The organism is Chryseobacterium sp. HR92, assembly GCF_045689405.1.
Taxonomy (GTDB): Bacteria; Bacteroidota; Bacteroidia; order Flavobacteriales; family Weeksellaceae; genus Chryseobacterium; species Chryseobacterium viscerum_A.
Genome location: NZ_CP139139.1, coordinates 1848321 through 1870594 on the forward strand (window position 1 = coordinate 1848321; position 22274 = coordinate 1870594).

The following is a 22274-nucleotide window of genomic DNA, read 5'->3' on the forward strand; positions in this document are numbered from 1 at the left end:
CAGAAAACTCCTCACAGCGATGTGGGGAGTTTTCGTTTATTATCTATAGTAGTAGATGGTATTAAATATGGCGTTTGTCATTTCGTTGGAATCCAGATTCTAAATTCAGAATAGAATAAAAAAAAATAGAGTCAATTTTATTATGTTATCCACTGATTAATTACCTTAATATTCCAGCCTTCAGGAATTCTTGTTATAACATAAGTTTCACCTCTGGAAACCCCATTATGGATTAAAATATAAGTGTCTTTTTTATCATCACATTTGAAAAGGTTGCTGTAAACAGGAACGTATAGATTGCTAAAACTTTGTTGGGCATATTTTGAAAACTCTTTTGAGGTAAGAAAAATTATCTTTTCACCTAAAGTATCTGTTCTTCTTAGATTTTCATCATTCGTTACCATAACATGATATTGTAGCATATCAAGGAAACTCTTTTTAGTGTTATTTGAAGAAGAATTATACCTTTTTCTCTGTGAAGCAAAATCTTCTTTAAATGTTTTTAAATTCACAATAAACTCAATGGTTAACGGATCAGGATTATCAACAAGATCATATTCCCCGTATAAAGCGGCTAATAATGCTTTTGTAAAATCATTGTCTATCGTTTTGTATTTTGGATTATTATCCTCAGGATCAGAAACTCCATCGTTGTCGGTGTCTTTTGACAAAGGATCGGTAAAAAATTCCATTTTTTCTTCAAGATCATTAAGCCCGTCTCCGTCAGAATCTTTTATGATCTCATCAATATTAATAACTACTAGCGCATTGTTTCTTAATGTCTCATATTCAGATTCACCACTTGGGAAGGTTAATGGTCTGGTCATTCTCACAATATCTGCTTCAATCTGTAGGTGGCGACTATCTTTCCACAATGGGAATTGAGAATTTTTTTTAAAAAAATAATTATTATTCTTTTCCATGCCAGTATAATAATTCTTCCAGGTTTCTCCATTGTCCATAGAAATTCTTAGATAGTATTTCGCATTAAAAAAAGACTCTGTCTGATAAAGGATAGCAATAGTGTTATTAAGCTTGCCTATCTTAACAATTAAAGGCAAGGGAATGTCTCCATATTGTTTTGCAAATTCTATTTTTTTAATGGAGTCTCTTACTTTATAATATCCCAATAGACTGTCCGATGCGACTTTGCTTTCTGCAGAAGCCATTTTCATTTCTAAAGAATCTATTATGTTTTCAGATCTTGAAAACCTTTTTAAATATTGGATAGATATGAATTTAAAAGGAGGAGTAAGTGCTTGTTTTCTTGTTATTTTATAATTGTAAGAATAGGTTTTTCTTGAACTGTCTTTGGCTTTTTCTAAAGCTTCACACTTGCAGATATTCTGATCTTGTGCAGTTGAAAAGATGTATAGTAAAAAGAAGAATATGGTGAGAATGTGTTTCAAAAGATAATTTTTTTATTAAATAGGTTGGTGTGAATTTAAGATGAAGCACTGTTTTTGTTATTTCTAAAAGTTTATTCAGTTTTTTATTCCGAAGAATCCAACTCTCAAATCAAAATCAGAATAAAAGTCATGGATATTTTTTCAATTGAATATACTTCTATCCCTTTATTTCCTCATAAAAATACACTAAAGGTTCAATGCTAAAAGTAGAGTTAAATATTTTTTCAACATTTTTTAGTTTTTAATTAACATTTAAACGCATCGGCCAAAACTTTATTTTATAAGGCTTTAAACTTAAACACATTTTAAACTTACTTTAAATTCACCATATTGTAGAATTATCTTTAATGATTTTACTTTTTTTTGCATTATATTTGTTATAAACATAAACCATGAAAAACAATTTATTGATTTTTACGTTTAGTTTTTTTGCTTTCCCCGCTTTTGGCTGGGCACAGTCTGCGCCGGATTTTAAAGAACTTCTGGATAGTGCTATGGTTCGGGACTCGAACCTCAAAATGCAGGTTACCCAAAACAAGCTTACCGATCTTGACGAACACAAGCTGAAAGATATCTTTCTTCCTACCCTGGAATTGAGTGGTAAAGCCGGCTATCTTAACGGAACAGCAAGACTTACGTCACCGGAAATCAATCTCGCTCCCTTTATCAATATTCCGGAAGGAGCTTTTAACAATAACTTCAATGTATCAGGATTTTCAGGTATTGCCAAGGCAGATGCCAAAATGCTTCTGTATTCAGGAGGTAAGGTGAAGTACATGAAGAAAGCTGTTGAAGAAAAGAAGAAATCTGAAGATATTCTGCTGGAGAAAACAAAAGATGAAGTTATAGCCGGTATTTCCAGAGCGTATGATCAGCTGGCCTTGATTCATCAGTCTAAAAAAGTGCTGGATGAAAGTAAAAAAAGACTTGATATCAATAGAAAAACAGCAGATAAAGCGCTCGGTTACGGTTTGATTACGCCTTACGATCATAAGAAAATCGAACTGGCTCAAGCTACTTTAAATGCCAAAATGGTAGAATATGAAGGGAAGAAAGAACTGCTTCTTACCCAGCTTTATATTTTAACAGGAATTGACAGAGAAAGGCTCAGAATGATTGATCCCATATTATCTCCTGTAGAATTGCTGGCTGCAGAAAAAGGAATAGAACAGAGAGCTGAAATTCGTGCACTGGAACATGGTATAAGTGCAGCAGACTATAAAATAAAGGCTGAAAGAACATGGATGATTCCTAAAGTACAATTGATGGCTTCCGCTTACTATATTGGTCTGTACGGAAATAGAATCAAGTCCTCGGAAAATATCATTCCTGCAGTTCCAATACTTGGATATGAAGGAAAAAAACTGGACTGGCGACCTAATAATATCAACGTATTTCCATTGATTACGGCAGGAGTAGGTTTTAAATGGGAGATTTTTGACGGTAAAGAAGGAAAGCATGCTGAAGAAACAGCTAAAGTAGGAAAAGAAGTACTACAGAACCAGAAAGAAGACGCTTTGAAAAAACTGACATTGAATCTGGCGAATAATCAAACCAATTATGATATTGCGTCCGCACAGATTACCTTAAAAGCCAAAGAAAAAGAACTGGCAAAAAATGCACTTGTACAGGCAGAAAAAGAATTCAGATACGGAATGAGCAAATCTTCACAGCTTATTGATGCCGAAAACGATCTTGAAGCTTCAGAACTTGAATATCAGAATGCCATTTTCAACCAGAGAAGAGCGGGAATAGAACTGATGAGGTCTACCCAGGAACTGGATATCACCAAATTTTATTTAATCCCTTAAAAATTTAAATGATGCATAAAAATATATCTATACTCTTCGCTGCTCTGTTTTTGTTGGGGAGCTGTGACAAAAAAAATGAAAAAATCAAAGATCCTGAAGGAAAGACTAAAAAAGATGTGATCTCTTTTGCCCCAAAAGTTACCGGAAGAATTTTAAAAATATATGTTTCCGAAGGGCAAACTGTGAAAAAAGGAGATACTTTGGCTCAGCTTGATGTACCGGAGGTTTCCGCAAAAATTGCACAGGCACAAGGAGCAGTAAGTGCAGCTTCAGCTCAGGAACAAATGGCCAAAAACGGAGCTACAGCCGATCAGCTGAGACAGCTTCAGGCCAAATATAAAGGGCTCAAAGAACAATATGAATTTGCTCAGAAATCTTACAAAAGAGCAAATAATATGTTCCGTGACAGCTTAATGTCTCCACAGGCTCATGACGAAATCTATGCAAAACTACAAGGCGCAAAAGCACAATATGATGCTGTAGTGGCTGAACTGGATGATGTAAACAGAGGAACCCGTTTTGAAAAAATAGAAATGGCGGCAGGGCAGGCTTCACAGGCCAAAGGAGCTTTACAGGAAGCTAACGTGGCATACTCCGAAAGATATATCATTGCCACCAACGATATGGAAATAGAAACCATCAGCTTAAACACTGGAGAACTTGCAACAGCTGGTTTCGCTCTGTTCAACGGATATATTCCGGAAAGTACTTATTTCAGATTTACCATCCCGGAAAGTGCGATTTCAAAATACAAAAAAGGGCAGGAGGTGACCATGCAGGTAGTTTATAACAAAGAAAACTTGACAGGAAATATTGTATACATCAAACAGCTTACAAAGTATGCAGACATTACAACGGCTTACCCTGATTACCAGTTGCAGGATGCTATTTATGAGATCAAAGTAAAACCTAAAGACATGAACAAAGCTAAAAGTATTTTAGTCAATGCCAATGTCATCCTGAAATAAATAAAAAAGAACGGATGAAGCTTCTATTGAATTTCATTCTTCAACACATAAAAATATACAGATGAAAGAATTTTTCCGTCTTTTAAAACGTGAGTTCAAACTTTTTATCGGCAATTCTACCTTAAGAACAGTGTTCTTTTTGGCACCGGTGTTTTATGCAACCTTGCTGGGGTTTGTCTACAAAAGTGGAAAAGTTGAAAATACTCCCGTATTGGTAGTGGACAGAGATAATACTCCTTTGTCTAACCAATTGACGGAAATGCTGGATGATAATAAAAGCATCAAGATTATCAGATATCTGCAGGAACCTCTGAGCATCAAAGATGAGGTGATCAGGCATGAAGCGGCGGCTGTAGTAATTATTCCCTCAAGATTTGAAGGAGATATGCTTCAGAAAAAATATCCCGAACTGAATGTTTACATCAATACAGGGAATGTCTTAACGGCAAATTTTGCTTCTAAAGCACTTCAGCTCACCATAGGAACATTCTCTGCCGGAGCATCTATCAAAGCACTTCAGAAAGCAGGAATGCCGGCAGCAAAGGCCGCTACCCAATATGAACCTTTCAAAGCCAATTACATTACACTTTTCAATACTACCGGAAACTATCTGATCTTCATGTGGCCGGCGATGCTGGCGGTAGTATTACAACAAGTAATCTTGTTGGCAATGGCGGTAAGTTTTGCTGCTGAATTTGAAAGAGGATCTTTTGTGAAAGAATACCTCAAAATGAAAAAATGGGCCTTCCCAACCATGCTTATTAAAGTCATTCCTATCTGGGTGTTTTCTATTCTCATTGTAGGTATTTATTACTTTATGCATATGATTTTTAGGGTCCCAATGCCGGAAGGAATACTCAACTTTATTCTTCTGACAGCAGTTTTTGTAGGATCAGTTTCATTTTTGGGAGTATTCATCAGCATTCTGATTCCTGATGCGTTGAAAGCTACACAGATCCTTATGGTTATTGCTTCTCCGGCCTTCATCATCAGTGGTTTTACATGGCCATTGAGTGCGATGCCTGCTTTTGTTCAGTTTATCGCAAATATTATCCCATTAACTCCCTTTTTACAGGCCTTCAAAATCTTATTGATTCAGAAAGGTTCCGTAGAACTTACATTCCCTTACCTGAAACATTTAAGTATTCTTTTAGTAGTATACGCTGTTATAGGCTGGATTGCTTTAAAGATCAAACTTTGGTTTATTTTCAGAAAAGCCGTGCCACAGGAAATTGCGGTTGAGAATGCTTCTGAGGAGATTGAGTAGTTTGGTTGCTGGTTGCTTGTTTCTAGTTAATTTGTTGTTGGTTTCTAGTTGATTAGGTATTGATTATGGCTTGTATGAGTTCAGTGGTTATTAGTCTTTACATTAAACAATTCAAAATAATAACATCAAGAAATAAGTCAAAAAACAAAACAATCCGCACCACCCAAACTCCAGATTCTTACACCCCGAAATCCTGCACCCTTGAAACTAGCACCCACACCCCATAATCCCGCATCCCGTAACTTACCCCATGTAACCTCAACCTTTATCCCTGCACTTAATCACAAACCAGCAACCAGCAACAGACCAACTATCAACTCGTAACCTCGCACCCCGAATCCCGCAACCAACAACACTCAATTTTTTCACCCAACGATAAAATCAAACAAAAAAACTGATATATTTGTCCATAGTAAAATAGAAATTATATGGAAAATGTATTTGATGCAAAAGATGCTCAAAATTATATTGATAGGATAAATAAATTGGTAGAAGATACCCATGGTTTATGGGGGAAAATGACGGTAGATCAGATGCTGGCACACTGTTGTATCACCTATGAAATGATTTATGAGCCGGAAAAACATAAAAAACCGGGATCTATTGCAAAATTTATATTAAAAACCTTTGTGAAACCTAAAGTAGTGGGAGAAAAAGCATATCCAAGAGATTCTCCTACGGCCCCACAGTTTTTGGTGACAACCAGAAAAAACTTTCACGAAGAAAAAACAAGACTGATTGGTTTTATTCAAAAGACACAGCAATTGGGGGCAGAAGCTTTTGATGGGAAAGAATCTTTTTCTTTCGGAAAACTAAAAGCTCAGGAGTGGAACAATATGTTTGCTAAACACCTGAACCACCATCTGTCACAATTTGGCGTTTAAAACTCACTGCATGAAAAAACTTTTATTACTCTTCCTTCTGGCGGCCAATTTTGTATTGGGGCAGATGCCGGATATTTCAAATACGTGGCTGAACAACAGTAAACCTTATCTGGGAACTATCGGAAACAAAGGCCAGGAACTGAAACTTAAGATCAATATTTCTGAACAGAATAAAAAGAATGATCAGGAATATTTTGTTTCAGGATATTCTCTTGTGGATACCAACTACACAAAATTTGAAGGTAAAATTACCATTTCAAAATATAAAGATTCCAGAAAACAGGGAACCGTGTTTGGAGAATATGAGTTGGCAGAAGAGAATAAAGGAAAACATTCGGGGCTTTTTAAGGGAAGATTTGTCTATAATTTTAAGTGGAATAAGAAAACAGAAAAAATTGAAGGGCAATATATTGAACTTATAGGAGACTGGAAAAGCTATGACGGAACCCTAGAATTTAAGACCCATTTAAAAAACCAATAATCATGCTGAGAAGAATATTAGCTGTGGTGGTTGGAATTATTGTGGGTTCCATCTGCATTACAGTGGTAGAAAAAATAGGACATTATCTGTATCCTCCTCCGGCAGCCGCTGCTGCCGGAGATATGAAGGCTCTGCAGGTGTATATTAATGATGCTCCTTTTATGGCACTTTTTTTTATCATTCTGGCTTATGCCTTAGCAGCGATTGTTTCCGGATTTACAGCCTCAAAAATTTCTAATAACGGAAAATCTATAGCAGCTGTAATCTGTGGAAGCATTTTTTTACTGATGACCATTTACATGATGGCATCTTTACCTACTCCAATGTGGTTCTGGATTTTAGGAATCTTCGTTTGGGGATTGGTTTTCATAGGACATAAACTCGCTTTAAAAACAAAGAAAATATGAAATTAGGAGCATTTTCAATCAGCTTAAGTGTAAAAGACCTTCAGAAATCCAGGGACTTTTATGAGAAACTTGGCTTTACAACCATGGCAGGAACTACAGAAAGTAACTACCTGATCATGAAAAACGGGTCTACACTGATAGGACTTTTTCAGGCAATGTTTGACGGAAATATGCTTACTTTCAATCCGGGATGGGACGAAAATGCACAGAACCTTGAATCTTTTGAAGATGTACGTGAAATTCAGAAAAGATTAAAAGAAAGTGGAGTCGAAATCGGAAAAGAAGCTGATGAAACAACTTCAGGACCTGAACATATTTACCTGAAAGATCCCGATGGAAATATGATTCTTATAGATCAGCACAGATAATAATTAAAAGCATTCATGATGAGAATATTTAAAAGAATTATACTATTCTTAGTTGCATTACTAATCATTTTGTTAGTGGTGGCGGCTTTTGTTTCAGGAGATTGCAAATATGAAAAAACAATTTCTATTAATGCACCGGTAGAAAAAGTATGGCAAAATACCAATACCCTTAAAGCAATGGATCAATGGAGCCCATGGAATGACCTTGATCCTAATATGAAAAAAGATTGGACAGGCACAACGGGGCAGCCAGGAGAAAAAGTTTGCTGGGACAGTAAAAATGAAAATGCAGGAAAAGGTTGTCAGGAATTGAAAAAAGTAGATGAAGCAGGTAAAAGAATTGATACGGAAATCCAATTTCTTACTCCATATGAAAGTGAAGCAAACGCTTATGTAACGGTAGTTCCGGAAGGAAACGGAAGCAAAGCAACATGGGGATTTACATCACAGATTCCTTATCCGTTTACTTTGATGAAACTATTTATGAACATGGAAGATGCTATCGGAAAAGACTATCAGAAAGGACTTTCAAGATTAAAAGCTCTATCTGAAAAACCTTAATAAAAATACAAACTAAACTTAAAAAAACAAAACAATTATGGCAACAGTAAACGTTTACCTGACATTCAATGGAAATTGCAAAGAAGCATTTGATTTCTATAAATCTGTTTTCGGAGGAGAATACCCTTACATCGGAACATTTGGAGAAATGCCTCCAATGGAAGGAAAAGAAACTCCTGAAGAAGACAAAAACAAAATCATGCATGTTTCACTTCCGATCTCTAAAGAAACAATATTGATGGGAAGCGATACAGGAGGAGAGTGGTCTTCCAATTTCAAAGCAGGGAACAATTTCTCTATTTCTGTAAATGCAGAATCTAAAGAAGAAGCTGATAAATTATTCGGTGGTCTTTCTGCAGGAGGGCAGGTAACAATGCCAATGGCAGATACTTTCTGGGGAGCTTATTTCGGAATGTTTAGTGATAAATTCGGGATCAACTGGATGGTAAACTATGATGACCCTGCTAAGATGCAGCAGCATCCATAAAATTAATATTTTGTATTTAAAATATAGTTAGAACTTACCGGCAATTGCATTGCCGGTTTTTTATTTGATATCCATTTGCATCCCAAAAATTTTTAAATTTGATGGAAAGAGTATATCAGAATAATAAAATGATAGAAGATTTTACATTTAACACAAAAAATATAAAATGATGAAATTTACAATTGAGGATATTAAAACCGAGCATCAGAAAGTGAAAAGCGGAGCTGATTTTCCTGCCTATATTCAGACTATAAAAAAGTTAGGAGTTTCTCATTACACAACATACGTCTCTGACGGAAATACAGAATATTTTAATCAGGAAAATCAATCTGTCAAGACGGGAAGCAAGTATCGTCTACTTACTGTTTCAGGAAAATTAAATCTTGAAAACTTTAAACTGAGGCTTAAACTTCACCAGCAGGGAGGAACAGATTATATGACTTTCTGTAATGACTGTGCAGAAAACGGCGTCAATGGCTGGAAGATGGATCTTCATGCAATGACCTGTACTTATTTTGACCGAAATGAAACTAATGTACTGATAGAAAAGGTTCCAGAATAATCTTATAGAAAATGTCGGATAGAAATTTTTGCATTCGGTTTTCTGTAAATCATGTTGTGAAATAGTATTTGCTATTATTGATTTAAATTATTAATTTTGTTAAAAACGATAGATAATAGTAATTAGTAAGCATGAGAAAGGTTTTTACGAAGTTGGCATTCACAGTATTAGGTTTTGGGTCCATATTGACATTTGCTCAAAAAAATGATCTGGGAGTATGGTATATGTATTTTGGAAATAATAAAATCAGTAAGAAGCTGAACTGGCATAATGAAATTCAGTACCGTAATTTTGATGCGGTTGGAGATCTGGAACAATTACTTATCCGTACAGGAATTGGATATGATCTTACAGAAAATAATAACAATGTTTTATTAGGATATGGTTTTATTCTGAGTCAGCCTTATGTAAACGGAGAGAAAAAAGAAAATATAGAACATAGAATTTTCCAGCAGTATATTACCAAGCAGAAATTTGGACGTTTTTATCTTCAGCACCGTTACCGTTTGGAAGAACGTTTTCTGGAAGATGATTTCAGGATGAGGTTTCGCTATATGCTGGGGGTAAATATTCCGATTACTCAAAAAGAGATGTTGCCAAAAACCCTTTATGCATCCGTATATAACGAGATATTTCTGCACTTCGACAGTCCGGTTTTCGACAGAAACAGAGTCTATGGAGCTTTAGGATATGTCATTAATAAAAATATGAGGATTGAAGCAGGTTATATGAACCAGATTCAGGAGAACAGAAACCGCGGGCAGATTCAGATTGGTTTTTATAATAATATTCCATTTACCAAAAACTGATCGTAACCGATGCTGAATGCTTGATGAAAGCCATTATTTGGAAAATAACAATAATAAACACAAAAAATAAACACCTATGCATTCAGGAAAAAGATTTGGAGCCCGTGAGTTCATTATCTGGACCAGACGCAGTATTTATGCTCTGGTTGTATTATCAGCTATTCCTACAGTTCTGTACTTTCTGGGCTGGAAATTTCTCTCAGTTCCGTGGCAGCCGATTGCTATTATGGGAACAGCTGTAGCCTTTATTGTTGGATTTAAAAATAATGCCAGCTACAGCAGACTCTGGGAAGCAAGGCAGATCTATGGAGCCATTATCAATGACAGCCGTAGCTTTGGATATATTCTGAGGGATGCGCTGCTTTCCAAAGATTCAGGTAAGGTAAAAGAAATGTTTCTTCGTCATTATGCATGGCTTACGGCTCTGAGATTTCAGCTACGTGAACCAAGAGCATGGGAAAACATGGGGACAGATCAGTTTGATGAATATGCTAAAAAGTATGATATTCCGGAGAGACTTTCCAAGCTGGATGAAGAATTGAAAAAATACCTTTCTGAACCTGAGCTTCAGTATATTTTAAGCAAAAAAAACAGAGCAACGCAATTGATGGCAAAACAGAGCAAAGCGCTGTCTGAAGCCTATGAAAAAGGAGATCTCAATGATTTTCAATGGACACAAATCAATCAGCAATTGGTAAAGTTTACAGATAATCAGGGAAAAGCTGAAAGAATTAAAAACTTTCCGTATCCAAGAAACTTCTCTTCAATCACGACTTATCTTTTGCTTTTATTCATTGTTTTCGTGCCTTTCGGATTACTGAAAGAGCTTGATAAATTAGGAGACGGAACCATAGTAGAAGGGTGGACATTATGGTTTAATATTCCATTTTCTTTACTGGTGACCTGGTGTTTTCATACCTTAGATAGTGTAGGGGAGGCTTCTGTAAATCCATTTGAGGGAAGTCCCAATGATGTTCCAATCACTCAGATCAGCCGTACTATAGAAATTGATATGAGAGATATGCTGGATGAATCTGATCTTCCGCCAGCCATTACTCCAAAGAATAATATTGTGCTTTAATTCTATGATCTATCAGTAGAATTGTAAAGCAAAAAGGATTTAGACTTAGAGTATAAATGAAACCTTATAGGTTTGGATATGATTTTTAAATAAAAAATAACACTTAAAAAAACTTACTTAAAATGATTCACAGCTATGTTATAATATCCATTGCAGTACTGCTGTCTGTGATGATATTGGTAATGATCGGCCAGAAATTAAAAGTCGCTTACCCGATTTTTCTTGTGATTGCAGGATTGCTCATAAGCTTTGTGCCGGGAATGCCACGTATAGAAATAGAACCTGATCTTGTTTTCCTTATTTTCCTGCCGCCTATTTTGTTTGAAGCCGCCTGGTTTACTTCATGGCAGGACTTTCATAAATGGAGAAAACAGATTTTTTCGATGGCTTTTGGATTGGTGTTTTTAACATCCATCGTTGTGGCTTATCTTTCTTCTTCAATTATTCCGGGGCTTACAGTAGCAATGGGGTTCCTGCTGGGAGGTGTCAATTCTCCACCGGATGCTGTAGCGGCCACTTCGGTGCTGAAGCATATGAAAATTCCTAAAAAAATCACCAATATTCTGGAAGGGGAGAGTCTTATCAATGATGCATCCAGTTTAATTGTGTTTAAGTTTGCCCTTGCAGCGGTTATTTCAGGACAGTTTATCTGGAGAGATGCTGTTCAGGATTTCTTTACGATGGCTATCGGAGGAATTGCTGTGGGAGTGGCGGTAGGCTTTTTATTTGGTGCATTGCTTAGAATTATTCCTACCAATTCTAATATCGATACCATTATTACCCTTATTGTACCGTACATTATGTATGTGGGAGCAGAGCATTTCCATTTTTCGGGAGTACTGGCAGTAGTGGCCGGAGGTTTGCTGATGTCGTACAATTCGCATTGTTATCTGAGTCATACCTCAAGGATACAGTCCGGGAACGTATGGAGTGTCTTGATATTCCTGATGAATACAATTATTTTCATTCTGATAGGCCTTGAACTTCCTATCGTAGTGGAAGGAATGAAAGAATACACTATTTCAGAAGGTATTTTCTACAGTGTAGTAATTGGTGGAGCTATCATCGGTACAAGAATTCTGTACAGCTATGCGTTGATGTATTTCCCAAGAGTCTGCTCTAAAGAATTAAGGTTAAAAGTTCCGAAACCGGATTGGCGGGAACCATTTATCATCAGTTTTGCGGCTATGAGAGGAGTTGTTTCACTGGCTGCGGCATTATCAATTCCTGCATTTTTACCAAACGGAGAGGCATTTCCACACAGAAATATCATTTTATTTGTAACTTTCGTTATTATATTGATTACGCTGGTTGGGCAAGGATTATTGCTGAGTCCGATCCTGAAATTATTGAATATTCAGGACGCAGGAAGTGAATTGCCGGAAGAAAAACAGGAAGTGATCCTGATGCGAAAATTAAAAGAAACAGCGTTACACAAACTGGATAATGACTTTTCTGAACTGGCAGTTACAAACAGCTTGGTACGTCATCAGAAACATAAGCTGGAAAATGAAATGATGCTGATGGCAGACAAAGCCCAGTGTATGGCCTCTACAGGAGACTATGTATCGGCAATCAATGAAAACAAAGATGTATTGCGCCAGATCATTCAGGCACAAAGAAACGAGCTGCACAGAATGAAAAGAGAAAAGATATTTGACGACCATGTGATGAGAACCATTGAAATGCAGCTGGATTTTGATGAAGCGAAGATCACCGGATTTTCACATGGATAATTAAAATTTTAAAAATAAACCACAAAAGTCACAAAAGTTTTTACAGATGCAGGCTCATCTTAGTCTAAATTCTTTTGTGACTTTTGTAGTTAAAATATCTCAGACAAAATGTTTAAATTTAAACATGCTAAACCAATCATATGAGCACACCAATCACTGTTCAGTACAAAATAAATGCTCCGGCTGAAACCATCTGGAAATCATTGACCGATAAAAATGAAATGAAATCCTGGTATTTTGATATCCGGGATTTTGCATTAGAAATAGGAAAAGAATTTAATTTCTACGAACCTGGAGGGGAAAATAAATACCATCATCAGGGTGAAATTTTAGAAATAATACCCAATCAAAAACTAAAACACACATGGTCATATCCTGATTTTTCAGCGTTAAAAACCGTTGTAACCTGGGAATTATTTCCCGAGGACGGACAGACTCTTGTAAAACTTACTCATGAAGGAATTGAAAACTTCAAAGACTTAGGAGAAGGTTTTTCAAGAGATAATTTTACCCAAGGCTGGAATACTATTTTAGGACAAAGTTTAAAAGAATATGTAGAAAAGTAGACCATGATTACATTAAAACCCTTTACCATTCAAGATGCACCTTTGTTGATTTCAAAAATAGAAGATGAAAGAATGCTTCTTCAGTTTGCCGGACCCGTATATCGTTTTCCGCTTACAGCAGAACAGCTGGAAACCGATTTGTCTGATGAAAACAGAACCTTGTTTTCGATTACGGATCACAATGGAACTACTATTGGCCATGCTCAGATTTTTTTAAAAGAAAAGACATTTCTGCTGGGCAGAATTCTGATCTGGGATGAAAAGAACAGAGGAAAAGGCTATGGTAAAAAAGTAATGCAGGAACTTCTGAAATATGGTTTCACTCATTTTGATAAAGAAACTGCAGAATTGAACGTTTATGACTGGAATACCGGAGCTATTGAATGTTACCGGAAAGTAGGTTTTGCCTTTGATCCTGAAGTGAAGAGTGAAGCGAAGATTGATACAGAAACCTGGACTTCCCTTAATATGAAAATCCATAAAAATACCTTTGAATTACAGGAGTCATGATACAGTTTACTGCACTTCGTCCTATTCTCTGGACAGAAAATTTTGATGAGACCATAGGGTTTTATATGCATATTCTCGGATTTACCCTAATGGACAGGAATGATGATTGGCAATGGGCCTCGCTTCGTAAAGATGAAATATACATCATGCTTTCTCAGCCTAACCAACATGAAAAAAATACTTCAATCGGTTTTTCCGGTTCATTGTATTTTAATGTAAATAAGGTGGATGAGCTTTGGGAAGACCTTAAAACAAAGGCCAAAGTCTGCTATGAGATTGAATCTTTTGAGTGGGGAATGAGGGAATTTGCGATCTATGACAACAACGGTTATATACTACAATTTGGTGAACCCATAGATAATATTGGCAATACGGAATAAAATTTGCTATTTTTGGGGAAATATTTAGAAATTCAATGAAAAAAAATATAATAGCGGGTTTCGCAGCGATTTTATTACTGGCATCTTGTAACAAGAATAAAGAAATTCTTGATACACTGAACACTTATAATAATTCAATGGAGGCGAAAGGATACCATTTTGGAGATAAGCTTGAGCTTCCGAAAGAGGTAACGGAGAATGCAGAAAGTGTAACCATCAGCTTCGGAGATAAAGAAACAACAGATTTAACCGTTGATCCTAAATTTTTTACATTAGGTGATAATGCTGTTACATTCAACGTTAAAACAAAAGGAGGAGAAGTACTGAATCAGGATGCAACCATCAATGTATTTGCAAAAAATCCTGAAAAAAATATTCCCTACCAGATTGTAGCAGAATATCCCCACGATCCTAAAAACTTTGTACAGGGTTTCCAGGTGGAAGGAAATACCATTTATGAAAGTGACGGTCAGAACGGATCTTCCCAGATTCTAAAATATACATTGGGAACTACAACTCCGCTTGCTTCTACCAAACAGGCCAAGGAAGACTTCTCTGAAGGAAGTACCATTGTAGGGGATAAAGTATATCAGCTGACATGGCAGAGCAAAAAGGGGTATGTCTATGATAAAAGCTCTTTGAAACTGCTTTCAGAATTTGCTTATCCCAATGTGTTGGGTGAAGGCTGGGGACTGACGTATGACGGCAAAAACCTGATTGCTTCTGACGGAAGTAAACTTTTATATTTCCTTGATGTCAATAACCCCTCAAAACTGATTAAATATATCGCTGTTGCCGGTAGTGCTCAGGCTTATGATCAATTGAACGAGCTGGAATACCATAACGGATTTATCTATGCCAATGTATGGCAGAAACCTATTATTTTAAAAATTAATCCAGCCAATGGTGAAGTAGTGGGAACTTTTGATTTCACGGAAATTGCCAAACAGAACACGAAAGGAAGTGATGATGTATTGAACGGAATTGCTTTCAAAGGCGATAATATGCTGGTAACAGGAAAGAACTGGCCGAAAATTTATGAAGTTGTAATTAAATAAGAAAAAGTTTAATAACAATTTCTATCTGAATAAAATAAAGTATGTAAATTGGTAGCGTTCCATGAGGAACGCTATCTTTAGTAAAAAAGAATTTTGAGATTACTATATCTGATATTGACTTTTGCTTTCTGCACATTTTCTGCGCAGAATATCATTCCTTTAGATACTTTAAAATTGAAGGAAGCTAAAGATATGCTTGCCGATGACTACGGAAATCTGTATATCTATAAAAACAAAGATTTTAGTTTTACCAAATATGATTCTTTAGGAAAGCAGATTGGAAAAATGATGCTTACTGTTCCCTATAAAGTACAGAACGTACAAAATCCCCTGAATGTACCTTTATTCTCTGAAAACGCTCAGGAAATGAAGTTTGTAGATCAGAATATGAATGAAATTCAAAAGCTTGATTTTAAGCAGAAATTTGGTTTCATCAGAATGGCCTATGCCGAAGATCTGCAGCAGCTGTGGCTTTTGGATGACAGTACAAAACGGTTGATACAGTACAATTTCAGAAATGATACCACGATTAACTCATATCCTTTTGATATCAGTTTTGAAGATATGATGGATATGCTGATCTATGAAAATAAGGTCTATATTTTAACAAGAAAACATATCAGGATTTACAGCCTGAAATTTGAAAAACTTTTTGAAGCCCCTTTAGAAAACGGAAAACGCTTTAGAAGAGAGAATGATGCAATCCTTGTTGTTGCCGGTAATTTCATTTCACAATATGTTCCGGAAAAAGGAATGACTACCATTTTTGAAGATCAGGAAGCACAAATTGTGGATAAAAACATCCTCTCTTATTTTGCAATCAAAGGGAACAAACTCTATCTTTACAGCCTTGAAAAAGTAAAGAAAGCCAAACAGCAAAAACAGCTCGAAGCTCAGCCGGAGTCTCTGCAGCAGTCTACAGAAAAACCAGTAGAAAAGACTGAAGAAAAACCTAATGAGGATACAGTAGAGAAGCCTTCAGACAATACCTTACAGAAATTGATTGAAGATACTTCTAAAGTTCAGACTGAAGCAATCGAAAAACTTATCAACTAATCAGTAAATACAAGGAAAAAGAATATTATGCATATTGCAGTTACAGGAAACATCGGAGCAGGAAAAACAACTTTGACAACGATGCTTTCCAAGCATTACGGATGGGATGCACAATTTGAAGACGTAGATCATAATCCTTATCTGGAAGATTTTTATTCAGATATGAGTAAGTGGAGTTTCGCATTGCAGGTTTATTTTCTGGGAAGCAGGTTCCGTCAGGTAAAGGAGATCAGAGAAAGTGGTAAAAACATTATTCAGGATCGTACTATTTACGAAGATGCCCATATTTTTGCGGAAAATTTAAATGATATGAATCTTCTTTCAGACAGAGATTTCAATAATTACTCCTCGGTTTTTGATCTGATGAAGTCTTTTGTATCAGCTCCGGATTTACTGATCTATCTGAAATCTGATGTTCCCAATCTGGTTAAAAAAATCTATAAAAGAGGACGTGAATATGAAGCCTCTATCAGTATTGAATACCTTTCAAAGCTGAACCAGAAATATGAAAAATGGATTTCCAATTATACAGAAGGAAAACTTCTGATTGTAGAAGTGGATGATCTTGATTTTGTAGAAAAACCGGAAGATTTCGGATTTATTCTGGAGAAAATTGAAGCAGAACTTCACGGATTGTTTTAACATACTTTTATCAGAATATTAAGACAGACTCAGTTGAATTCTTCCTAAATTTGTTGAAGAGAATTAATTTTTTTTGAATAATTATATCATGGTAGTTAAAGTTTTACATAACGGAAACTGTTCAAAGTCAAATGCCGTACTCGAGTATCTTGACGAAAATGGAGTGCCTTTTGAGATCATTAATATCATTGAAGATCCGCTAAGTATTTTTGAAATCAGAACCGTATTGAAAAAGCTTAACCAAAGTGTTTTTCATATCATCCGCAAAACAGATAAGCTGTATATTGAAAACTATGCAGATAAAAATTATTCAGAAGAAGAATGGCTGAAGATTCTCTCTGAAAATCCATCTCTGATACAAAGGCCAATCCTGGTAAAAGGCTCAGTTGCCATGTTGGGAAGGCCAATTGAAAATGTAAAATTCTTTATTGAAAAATAATAAATACATCAATAAAAAATCCGTTCTGTAAAAGAGCGGATTTTTATTTTATTGGTTTTTTGTTTTCTCAGTTCCATTGATTGCATTATATAAAGCTTCGAGTTCTTTTGGTGGGTGGCCGGAATCAAAACTTGAAGAAGTGTACTCTTTTCCATTGGAAGTAATAATAATGGAAGCGGCCATTGCACGGTCAGAATGTCTGCCTGTGGTAGGGGACTTAAGATCTGATATCTTAGACAAGTCAAGAGTTTGTGCAAGCCGGGAAACAGCTTTCCATTCAGCAGAAGATATCTTAGCATTAGCGATCTCTTCGTTTGTATTTGTTGTCTTTGATGAAGGAGTAAAAAGAATGCTCTTACTGAACCCTCTTGTTCTTTCCGCTAACTGAATCTGTTCAATTTTTTGTTGCTGCACTGCTGTGTTGATATTCGTTATTGTATTTTCACTATTATTTTTATGAACACAGCTTGTTGCAGATGTGATTAAAATAATATTAAACAGGATCAATTGGATTTTCATAGTGTTTTTATTTATGTTTTAAATAATAAAAAACCGCTTCATTACTATGAAACGGTTTCTGTTTTTTACAATAGAATAACGCCTTCTATTTTTGCTACTTCTTTATAAATATTCACAACCTGATCTGCATCCAAAACAAATGCATTGATGTTGCAGGCAGTGTATTTTCCATTTTTACTTTCGCGGTTTCCCAGTGTAAATTTAATGCCGTCAAAAACTCTGTATATTTCAGTAAGTTTTGACTGGTCTGTAGGAATAATAAATTTAAATAAATAATCTTCCGGAAAATCATGATGACCCTCCAGTTTATCCTTTAAAGACTTGTAAAAATCTTCAGGATTTGCGTGTTGATTTCCTTGTAATATATCCATCTGCAATTATTAATATAATATAAATATAACGAAATTTCTCCTATTTTCCAAATGGTCCCAGGAGAGATTTGGAGTTCTGATGCTCATAATCTTCAATGATATTGAATAACCCGTTTACCAATTGTTCAGAAGCCAGCTGGCTCAATCCACCTGAATTGACGGTGTTTTTATTTCCACCTAAAAGGCTTCCCAGAAAATTGCTTCCTGACAAAGCTGTGTTGATGGTTTTTACAATCCCATATTCATTCAGTTTCTCATCTACTTTGGGAGCGATTGCGGAAATAAGCTGCTGAGATGTTTTTTCTTTCAGAACCTGTGTTGCAGTAGTGCCCTGCATAATTCTCGTTACATCCTGAGCATTCAGACTATTGACGGCTCCTTCCAGAATAGGTTTTGAAGTATTTACCGTATAAGCTGCTGCCTGTGCAATATAATCTCTTTCTTTAGCAACCAGTGACGGAGCAACCTTTTCCAGCATAGAGTTGATGTCTCTTAGCTCTTTGGGAAGCGCTTTGTCTACCATATTATTCTGCAGAAAGGCCTCCTTGTTTCCGTAGATACCCATTCCTTTATCAATACCATTAAGCAGAATTCTCTTAATAATAGAAAGCCCCATGTCTGATGTGGCCAATGTTGTACATGATTGTACGCTGGTGGTAAAAACAGCACCGGTTCCTATGATAAGAGCGGCTGCAATGATATATTTTTTCATTGATTTTTATTATTTATTTCTAAATGCTTTTTTCTCAAAAACTGCACCAAAGGTAATTACTATTCTCTATTTAACAAAATATTAAATTCAGACCCGGATTTGGTGATTTTTTACGTTAAAAATGTTAATTTATGATTAATAAAATGTTAGATAATTGATAATAATTTTAGTTATAAAATTATAAAATTTAAACATTTGTCAATTTTTGAATAATAAAATGTTGTAATTTTTAAATATTTAAGATAGTTTAACATTGTACAATATTTTTTCTATTTTTGGCTAATGTCTTTTTTTGAGATTTTAAATAACTCCACTATTTAGAGACAGGTACAAAATTGAATTTATTTGAATAAAATTGAAACTATATGAAACAAAGTAATTTAAAGTATTCATGTCTCATTGCTGTTTTGTACTTCGGTATGAACGTCAATGCTCAGACTACTCCAAAAGATACTACTGCTAAAGAGCAGAAGATCGAGGAGGTAGTTTTGATCGGATATGGATCTCAGAAAAAAGAAAACGTTACGGGAAGTATCGGAATGGTTTCTGCAAAGGACCTTGCTGATAAACCGAACGCTAACCCAATAAGTTCAATACAGGGTAAATTATCTGGTGTACAGATTTTGAATTCCGGGACTCCGGGAAGTTCACCGAGAGTAGATATCAGAGGGGTAGGTTCCTTGACTGGTAAAACAGTATTCATCGTTGATGGAATGATCACTGATGACATCTCTTTCCTTGGTCCTCAGGATATCGAATCTATGAGTGTATTGAAAGATCCTTCCAGTTTAGCAATCTTTGGTGCAAGAGCTGCTAACGGAGCTGTGATTATTAAAACAAAAACAGGAAGAGGTAAACCAATATTTAATTTCAATTCTTATCTTGGAATCAAGAAGGTTACCAATGTTCCAAAAATGACCAATTCTGATCAATACATTGAGCTTTATAATGAAAAGCTGATGAATGATAATGGGAATCTTAATGGTGCACTTTCCAGGGCAAATTTTCCTGCAGATACAGATTGGTTTAAAGAAATTTTCAGAACAAGTATCATTAACTCTAATGACTTTTCAGCTTCAGGAAGTTTAGGTAAACTTAATTATTATGCAAGCATAGGAAATCTTCAGGATGAAGGAAATATTGCTGCAGGACAAGGTATCAATTCCGGATCAGGATTTAACAGACTTAACACTAAGTTAAACCTTAGTTATAAGATCACTGACAATCTTACCATCGGGAATAATTTCACATTCTCTAAAATGCGTACCGATCAGGCAAAAAATCCTTTATTGAACGCCTATAATGCACCTCCTATTTTCTCTGTGATGAACCCTGGTACAGGAGATTATCAGTTCTTTAACGGGTATTCTATTCCAAACCCACGTGCTGTATTAGATTTATACCGTTCTCAGAACAGACAGGAAAGATTATTGAACAATGTCTGGGCTGAATATAAATTCCTACAAGATTTTACTTTAAGAGTAAGTTATACAACAGATAACTATAATACAAATCTTTACGAATATACACCTACATTTAATTATGTTCCTGTTTCTGATCAGAAGCCTAATAAACTGATTACAAGAGATTCAAGAAACAGAAATTATATTTGGGATAATACATTAAGCTGGAAAAAATCATTAGGAGATCATAATCTTGAAATTCTTGCTGGTTTCTCCAGAACAAGAAATTCCTATTCTCAGACTTATTTAGAAGCACTTAACGTTAATTATGACGGGACTAATGCTTCTATGAATATTTTCAATGGGACTAATATCATTATGATTGATAAGGACGTAGAAGGATATGATGTAGTACCTTATCAGGACAGAATTGAATCTATGTTTGCAAGAGTTAACTATGATTATAAAGGAAAATATCTGATAAACGGATCTGTTCGTAGGGATGGTACTTCAAAATATTCATCAGGAGACAGGCATAGAGTATTCCCTGCGGTAAGTGCCGGATGGGTGATTTCCAAAGAAGACTTTATGAACAATCAGAATGTATTCAGTCTTTTGAAGTTAAGAGCAAGCTGGGGAAAACTGGGTAATCCGGATGTAACAAGAGCTTATACCTTAAGAACTACAATCCTTAAAGAAGGTGCCTACTATGGAAATTCAGGAGCTCCTGCACAGACTATTGACAGAGTAATTGATCCAAACATTGGCTGGGAAACTACAACGGGTAGAGATATTGGTTTAGAAATGGGCTTATTCAATAATAAATTGAAAATTGATGCAACCTATTTTGATAAAGATACTAAAGACGTAGTTTATGGTGTTGTACAAGGAACGGTTTCAGGTGCAAGCAACTGGAAAAACTTTATTACCAATGCATATTCATTCAATAACAGAGGTTTTGAAGTTTCTGTAAATTATGATACTAAAATTTCAGATAAGGTAAAGTTAGGAGTATATGGTAACCTTACCACTCTTAAAAATAAAATCACATCAGTATATGAAGGTTCATACCTTGAGACAGGAGCAAGTTTATTTGGAAACTCTATTGTAAGACTGCAAAACGGACAGCCAGTAGGAGCATATTATGGATATGAGGTAACAGGTGTATTCCAAACGGACGCAGAAGCAGCCGCATCTGGCCAAACCGGAGCAAAAGCAGGATGGCTTAAATTTGCAGATATGGATGGAAACGGAGTTATTGATACCAGAGATAAAACGTTCTTAGGAAGCCCAATTCCAAAAGGAACTTATGGATTCGGAGTTAATTTAAGTGTTCATGATTTTGATATTGCTGTAGACTTCCAGGGGGTATTCGGTAACAAAATTTATAACTACAACCGTGAACAGCGTTATGGAAATGAAAACTGGGATCTTGATTTCTATAACAACAGATGGCATGGTGCAGGAACATCTAATGCATATCCAATGACTACCAACAATCAGTCTGTTATTCTTCCAAGTAGTTTCTTTGTAGAAGATGGAAGCTATTTCAGAATCAGAAATATTACTGTGGGGTATAACTTACCTAAAGATTTCGCAAAATCTTTATTGCTTACCAAATTTAGATTGTATCTAAGTGCTCAGAACCCTTGGACAAGTTTTAAATACACTGGATTCTCTCCGGAGATCATGAATACGGACAGAGTGCAAATGGGGGTTGATAATAATATTTATCCAATTTCAGCCATTTATACAATCGGTATGAACTTAACATTTTAATTAGAAGA

25 protein-coding genes are annotated in these 22274 nt (G+C 35.6%); 21 read left to right on the forward strand and 4 right to left on the reverse strand.

All coding sequences use genetic code 11. The features are described 5' to 3' along the window. Nucleotides 1-140 precede the first annotated feature (140 nt). Complete coding sequence (locus SFA27_RS08185; protein ID WP_407297570.1) at nt 141-1409, reverse strand: hypothetical protein; 1269 nt, start codon at nt 1407-1409, stop codon at nt 141-143. A 392-nt stretch (nt 1410-1801) separates the two neighbouring features. Here SFA27_RS08185 and SFA27_RS08190 point away from each other — a divergent pair, with 392 nt between their 5' ends. The 20 genes from SFA27_RS08190 (at nt 1802) to SFA27_RS08285 (ending at nt 17482) form a co-directional block, all read left to right on the forward strand. Further along, nucleotides 1802-3220: a TolC family protein gene (locus SFA27_RS08190; RefSeq protein WP_047378070.1), complete on the forward strand. Its 1419-nt coding sequence runs from the start codon at nt 1802-1804 to the stop codon at nt 3218-3220. Nucleotides 3221-3231: 11 nt separating this feature from the next. Beyond that, nucleotides 3232-4188 carry an HlyD family secretion protein gene (locus tag SFA27_RS08195; protein ID WP_264517552.1) on the forward strand — a complete coding sequence of 319 codons (957 nt, stop codon included), beginning with the start codon at nt 3232-3234 and terminating at the stop codon, nt 4186-4188. A gap of 61 nt (nt 4189-4249) precedes the next feature. After that, the gene (locus SFA27_RS08200) at nt 4250-5455 is read left to right on the forward strand and encodes an ABC transporter permease (RefSeq protein WP_407297573.1); all 1206 of its coding nucleotides are present in this window, start codon (nt 4250-4252) and stop codon (nt 5453-5455) included. Nucleotides 5456-5883: 428 nt separating this feature from the next. After that, a complete protein-coding gene (locus SFA27_RS08205) occupies nt 5884-6339 on the forward strand; it encodes a DUF1569 domain-containing protein (protein ID WP_047378067.1) in 456 nt (151 codons plus the stop codon). Between the two features lie 10 nt (nt 6340-6349). Further along, entirely contained in the window at nt 6350-6820 is a 471-nt protein-coding gene (locus tag SFA27_RS08210; RefSeq protein WP_407297575.1) for a hypothetical protein, read from the forward strand. 2 nt (nt 6821-6822) lie between these two features. Beyond that, nucleotides 6823-7227 carry a hypothetical protein gene (locus SFA27_RS08215; RefSeq protein WP_407297577.1) on the forward strand — a complete coding sequence of 135 codons (405 nt, stop codon included), beginning with the start codon at nt 6823-6825 and terminating at the stop codon, nt 7225-7227. Beyond that, on the forward strand, nt 7224-7595 hold the full coding sequence (locus SFA27_RS08220) for a VOC family protein (RefSeq protein WP_047378065.1): 372 nt from the start codon (nt 7224-7226) through the stop codon (nt 7593-7595). The genes SFA27_RS08215 and SFA27_RS08220 overlap by 4 nt, the downstream gene beginning before the upstream one ends. Nucleotides 7596-7610: 15 nt before the next feature. After that, nucleotides 7611-8156 carry an SRPBCC family protein gene (locus SFA27_RS08225; protein ID WP_407297580.1) on the forward strand — a complete coding sequence of 182 codons (546 nt, stop codon included), beginning with the start codon at nt 7611-7613 and terminating at the stop codon, nt 8154-8156. 37 nt (nt 8157-8193) lie between these two features. Then, nucleotides 8194-8643 carry a VOC family protein gene (locus SFA27_RS08230; RefSeq protein ID WP_047378064.1) on the forward strand — a complete coding sequence of 150 codons (450 nt, stop codon included), beginning with the start codon at nt 8194-8196 and terminating at the stop codon, nt 8641-8643. Between the two features lie 166 nt (nt 8644-8809). Continuing rightward, nucleotides 8810-9205: a DUF1398 domain-containing protein gene (locus SFA27_RS08235; protein WP_407297582.1), complete on the forward strand. Its 396-nt coding sequence runs from the start codon at nt 8810-8812 to the stop codon at nt 9203-9205. 131 nt (nt 9206-9336) lie between these two features. Beyond that, nucleotides 9337-10014 (forward strand): DUF2490 domain-containing protein, encoded by a 678-nt coding sequence (locus SFA27_RS08240; protein WP_407297584.1) that lies wholly within the window; start codon nt 9337-9339, stop codon nt 10012-10014. A gap of 76 nt (nt 10015-10090) precedes the next feature. After that, nucleotides 10091-11095 carry a bestrophin family protein gene (locus SFA27_RS08245; RefSeq protein WP_407297586.1) on the forward strand — a complete coding sequence of 335 codons (1005 nt, stop codon included), beginning with the start codon at nt 10091-10093 and terminating at the stop codon, nt 11093-11095. Nucleotides 11096-11217: 122 nt separating this feature from the next. Further along, nucleotides 11218-12831, forward strand: a complete 1614-nt coding sequence (locus tag SFA27_RS08250; protein ID WP_047378062.1) for a Na+/H+ antiporter — start codon at nt 11218-11220, stop codon at nt 12829-12831. A gap of 140 nt (nt 12832-12971) precedes the next feature. Continuing rightward, nucleotides 12972-13397: an SRPBCC family protein gene (locus SFA27_RS08255; protein ID WP_407297588.1), complete on the forward strand. Its 426-nt coding sequence runs from the start codon at nt 12972-12974 to the stop codon at nt 13395-13397. Nucleotides 13398-13400: 3 nt separating this feature from the next. Further along, nucleotides 13401-13907 (forward strand): GNAT family N-acetyltransferase, encoded by a 507-nt coding sequence (locus tag SFA27_RS08260; RefSeq protein WP_407297590.1) that lies wholly within the window; start codon nt 13401-13403, stop codon nt 13905-13907. After that, the gene (locus tag SFA27_RS08265; RefSeq protein WP_407297592.1) at nt 13904-14287 is read left to right on the forward strand and encodes a VOC family protein; all 384 of its coding nucleotides are present in this window, start codon (nt 13904-13906) and stop codon (nt 14285-14287) included. Before SFA27_RS08260 ends, SFA27_RS08265 begins: the two co-directional genes overlap by 4 nt. Nucleotides 14288-14322: 35 nt before the next feature. Continuing rightward, entirely contained in the window at nt 14323-15345 is a 1023-nt protein-coding gene (locus SFA27_RS08270; RefSeq protein WP_047378058.1) for a glutaminyl-peptide cyclotransferase, read from the forward strand. 93 nt (nt 15346-15438) lie between these two features. Further along, nucleotides 15439-16401 (forward strand): hypothetical protein, encoded by a 963-nt coding sequence (locus SFA27_RS08275; RefSeq protein WP_407297594.1) that lies wholly within the window; start codon nt 15439-15441, stop codon nt 16399-16401. A gap of 27 nt (nt 16402-16428) precedes the next feature. Next, entirely contained in the window at nt 16429-17043 is a 615-nt protein-coding gene (locus tag SFA27_RS08280) for a deoxynucleoside kinase (protein WP_002977952.1), read from the forward strand. Nucleotides 17044-17131: 88 nt separating this feature from the next. Continuing rightward, on the forward strand, nt 17132-17482 hold the full coding sequence (locus SFA27_RS08285; RefSeq protein ID WP_407297596.1) for an ArsC/Spx/MgsR family protein: 351 nt from the start codon (nt 17132-17134) through the stop codon (nt 17480-17482). Between the two features lie 48 nt (nt 17483-17530). On the opposite strand, the gene SFA27_RS08290 is transcribed toward SFA27_RS08285, so the two are convergent. From SFA27_RS08290 to SFA27_RS08300, 3 genes are all read right to left on the reverse strand, one after another. After that, nucleotides 17531-18001, reverse strand: coding sequence for a hypothetical protein (locus SFA27_RS08290; RefSeq protein WP_407297598.1), 471 nt, complete (start codon nt 17999-18001; stop codon nt 17531-17533). Between the two features lie 65 nt (nt 18002-18066). Beyond that, nucleotides 18067-18372 (reverse strand): DUF493 family protein, encoded by a 306-nt coding sequence (locus SFA27_RS08295; RefSeq protein WP_047378055.1) that lies wholly within the window; start codon nt 18370-18372, stop codon nt 18067-18069. 40 nt (nt 18373-18412) lie between these two features. Beyond that, nucleotides 18413-19084, reverse strand: a complete 672-nt coding sequence (locus tag SFA27_RS08300; RefSeq protein ID WP_407297601.1) for a DUF4197 family protein — start codon at nt 19082-19084, stop codon at nt 18413-18415. Nucleotides 19085-19449: 365 nt separating this feature from the next. On the opposite strand from SFA27_RS08300, the gene SFA27_RS08305 reads away from it, so the two are divergent. Continuing rightward, nucleotides 19450-22266: a SusC/RagA family TonB-linked outer membrane protein gene (locus SFA27_RS08305; protein ID WP_264517564.1), complete on the forward strand. Its 2817-nt coding sequence runs from the start codon at nt 19450-19452 to the stop codon at nt 22264-22266. The last annotated feature ends 8 nt before the right edge of the window (nt 22267-22274 follow it).

What these genes read in the sequence shown, in the direction of transcription:
- SFA27_RS08190 (WP_047378070.1), top strand. Translation starts at nt 1,802, where the DNA reads ATGAAAAACAATTTATTGATTTTTACGTTTAGTTTTTTTGCTTTCCCC.
- SFA27_RS08195 (WP_264517552.1), top strand. Translation starts at nt 3,232, where the DNA reads ATGCATAAAAATATATCTATACTCTTCGCTGCTCTGTTTTTGTTGGGG.
- SFA27_RS08200 (WP_407297573.1), top strand. Translation starts at nt 4,250, where the DNA reads ATGAAAGAATTTTTCCGTCTTTTAAAACGTGAGTTCAAACTTTTTATC.
- SFA27_RS08205 (WP_047378067.1), top strand. Translation starts at nt 5,884, where the DNA reads ATGGAAAATGTATTTGATGCAAAAGATGCTCAAAATTATATTGATAGG.
- SFA27_RS08210 (WP_407297575.1), top strand. Translation starts at nt 6,350, where the DNA reads ATGAAAAAACTTTTATTACTCTTCCTTCTGGCGGCCAATTTTGTATTG.
- SFA27_RS08215 (WP_407297577.1), top strand. Translation starts at nt 6,823, where the DNA reads ATGCTGAGAAGAATATTAGCTGTGGTGGTTGGAATTATTGTGGGTTCC.
- SFA27_RS08220 (WP_047378065.1), top strand. Translation starts at nt 7,224, where the DNA reads ATGAAATTAGGAGCATTTTCAATCAGCTTAAGTGTAAAAGACCTTCAG.
- SFA27_RS08225 (WP_407297580.1), top strand. Translation starts at nt 7,611, where the DNA reads ATGATGAGAATATTTAAAAGAATTATACTATTCTTAGTTGCATTACTA.
- SFA27_RS08230 (WP_047378064.1), top strand. Translation starts at nt 8,194, where the DNA reads ATGGCAACAGTAAACGTTTACCTGACATTCAATGGAAATTGCAAAGAA.
- SFA27_RS08235 (WP_407297582.1), top strand. Translation starts at nt 8,810, where the DNA reads ATGATGAAATTTACAATTGAGGATATTAAAACCGAGCATCAGAAAGTG.
- SFA27_RS08240 (WP_407297584.1), top strand. Translation starts at nt 9,337, where the DNA reads ATGAGAAAGGTTTTTACGAAGTTGGCATTCACAGTATTAGGTTTTGGG.
- SFA27_RS08245 (WP_407297586.1), top strand. Translation starts at nt 10,091, where the DNA reads ATGCATTCAGGAAAAAGATTTGGAGCCCGTGAGTTCATTATCTGGACC.
- SFA27_RS08250 (WP_047378062.1), top strand. Translation starts at nt 11,218, where the DNA reads ATGATTCACAGCTATGTTATAATATCCATTGCAGTACTGCTGTCTGTG.
- SFA27_RS08255 (WP_407297588.1), top strand. Translation starts at nt 12,972, where the DNA reads ATGAGCACACCAATCACTGTTCAGTACAAAATAAATGCTCCGGCTGAA.
- SFA27_RS08260 (WP_407297590.1), top strand. Translation starts at nt 13,401, where the DNA reads ATGATTACATTAAAACCCTTTACCATTCAAGATGCACCTTTGTTGATT.
- SFA27_RS08265 (WP_407297592.1), top strand. Translation starts at nt 13,904, where the DNA reads ATGATACAGTTTACTGCACTTCGTCCTATTCTCTGGACAGAAAATTTT.
- SFA27_RS08270 (WP_047378058.1), top strand. Translation starts at nt 14,323, where the DNA reads ATGAAAAAAAATATAATAGCGGGTTTCGCAGCGATTTTATTACTGGCA.
- SFA27_RS08280 (WP_002977952.1), top strand. Translation starts at nt 16,429, where the DNA reads ATGCATATTGCAGTTACAGGAAACATCGGAGCAGGAAAAACAACTTTG.
- SFA27_RS08285 (WP_407297596.1), top strand. Translation starts at nt 17,132, where the DNA reads ATGGTAGTTAAAGTTTTACATAACGGAAACTGTTCAAAGTCAAATGCC.
- SFA27_RS08290 (WP_407297598.1), bottom strand. Translation starts at nt 18,001, where the DNA reads ATGAAAATCCAATTGATCCTGTTTAATATTATTTTAATCACATCTGCA.
- SFA27_RS08295 (WP_047378055.1), bottom strand. Translation starts at nt 18,372, where the DNA reads ATGGATATATTACAAGGAAATCAACACGCAAATCCTGAAGATTTTTAC.
- SFA27_RS08300 (WP_407297601.1), bottom strand. Translation starts at nt 19,084, where the DNA reads ATGAAAAAATATATCATTGCAGCCGCTCTTATCATAGGAACCGGTGCT.
- SFA27_RS08305 (WP_264517564.1), top strand. Translation starts at nt 19,450, where the DNA reads ATGAAACAAAGTAATTTAAAGTATTCATGTCTCATTGCTGTTTTGTAC.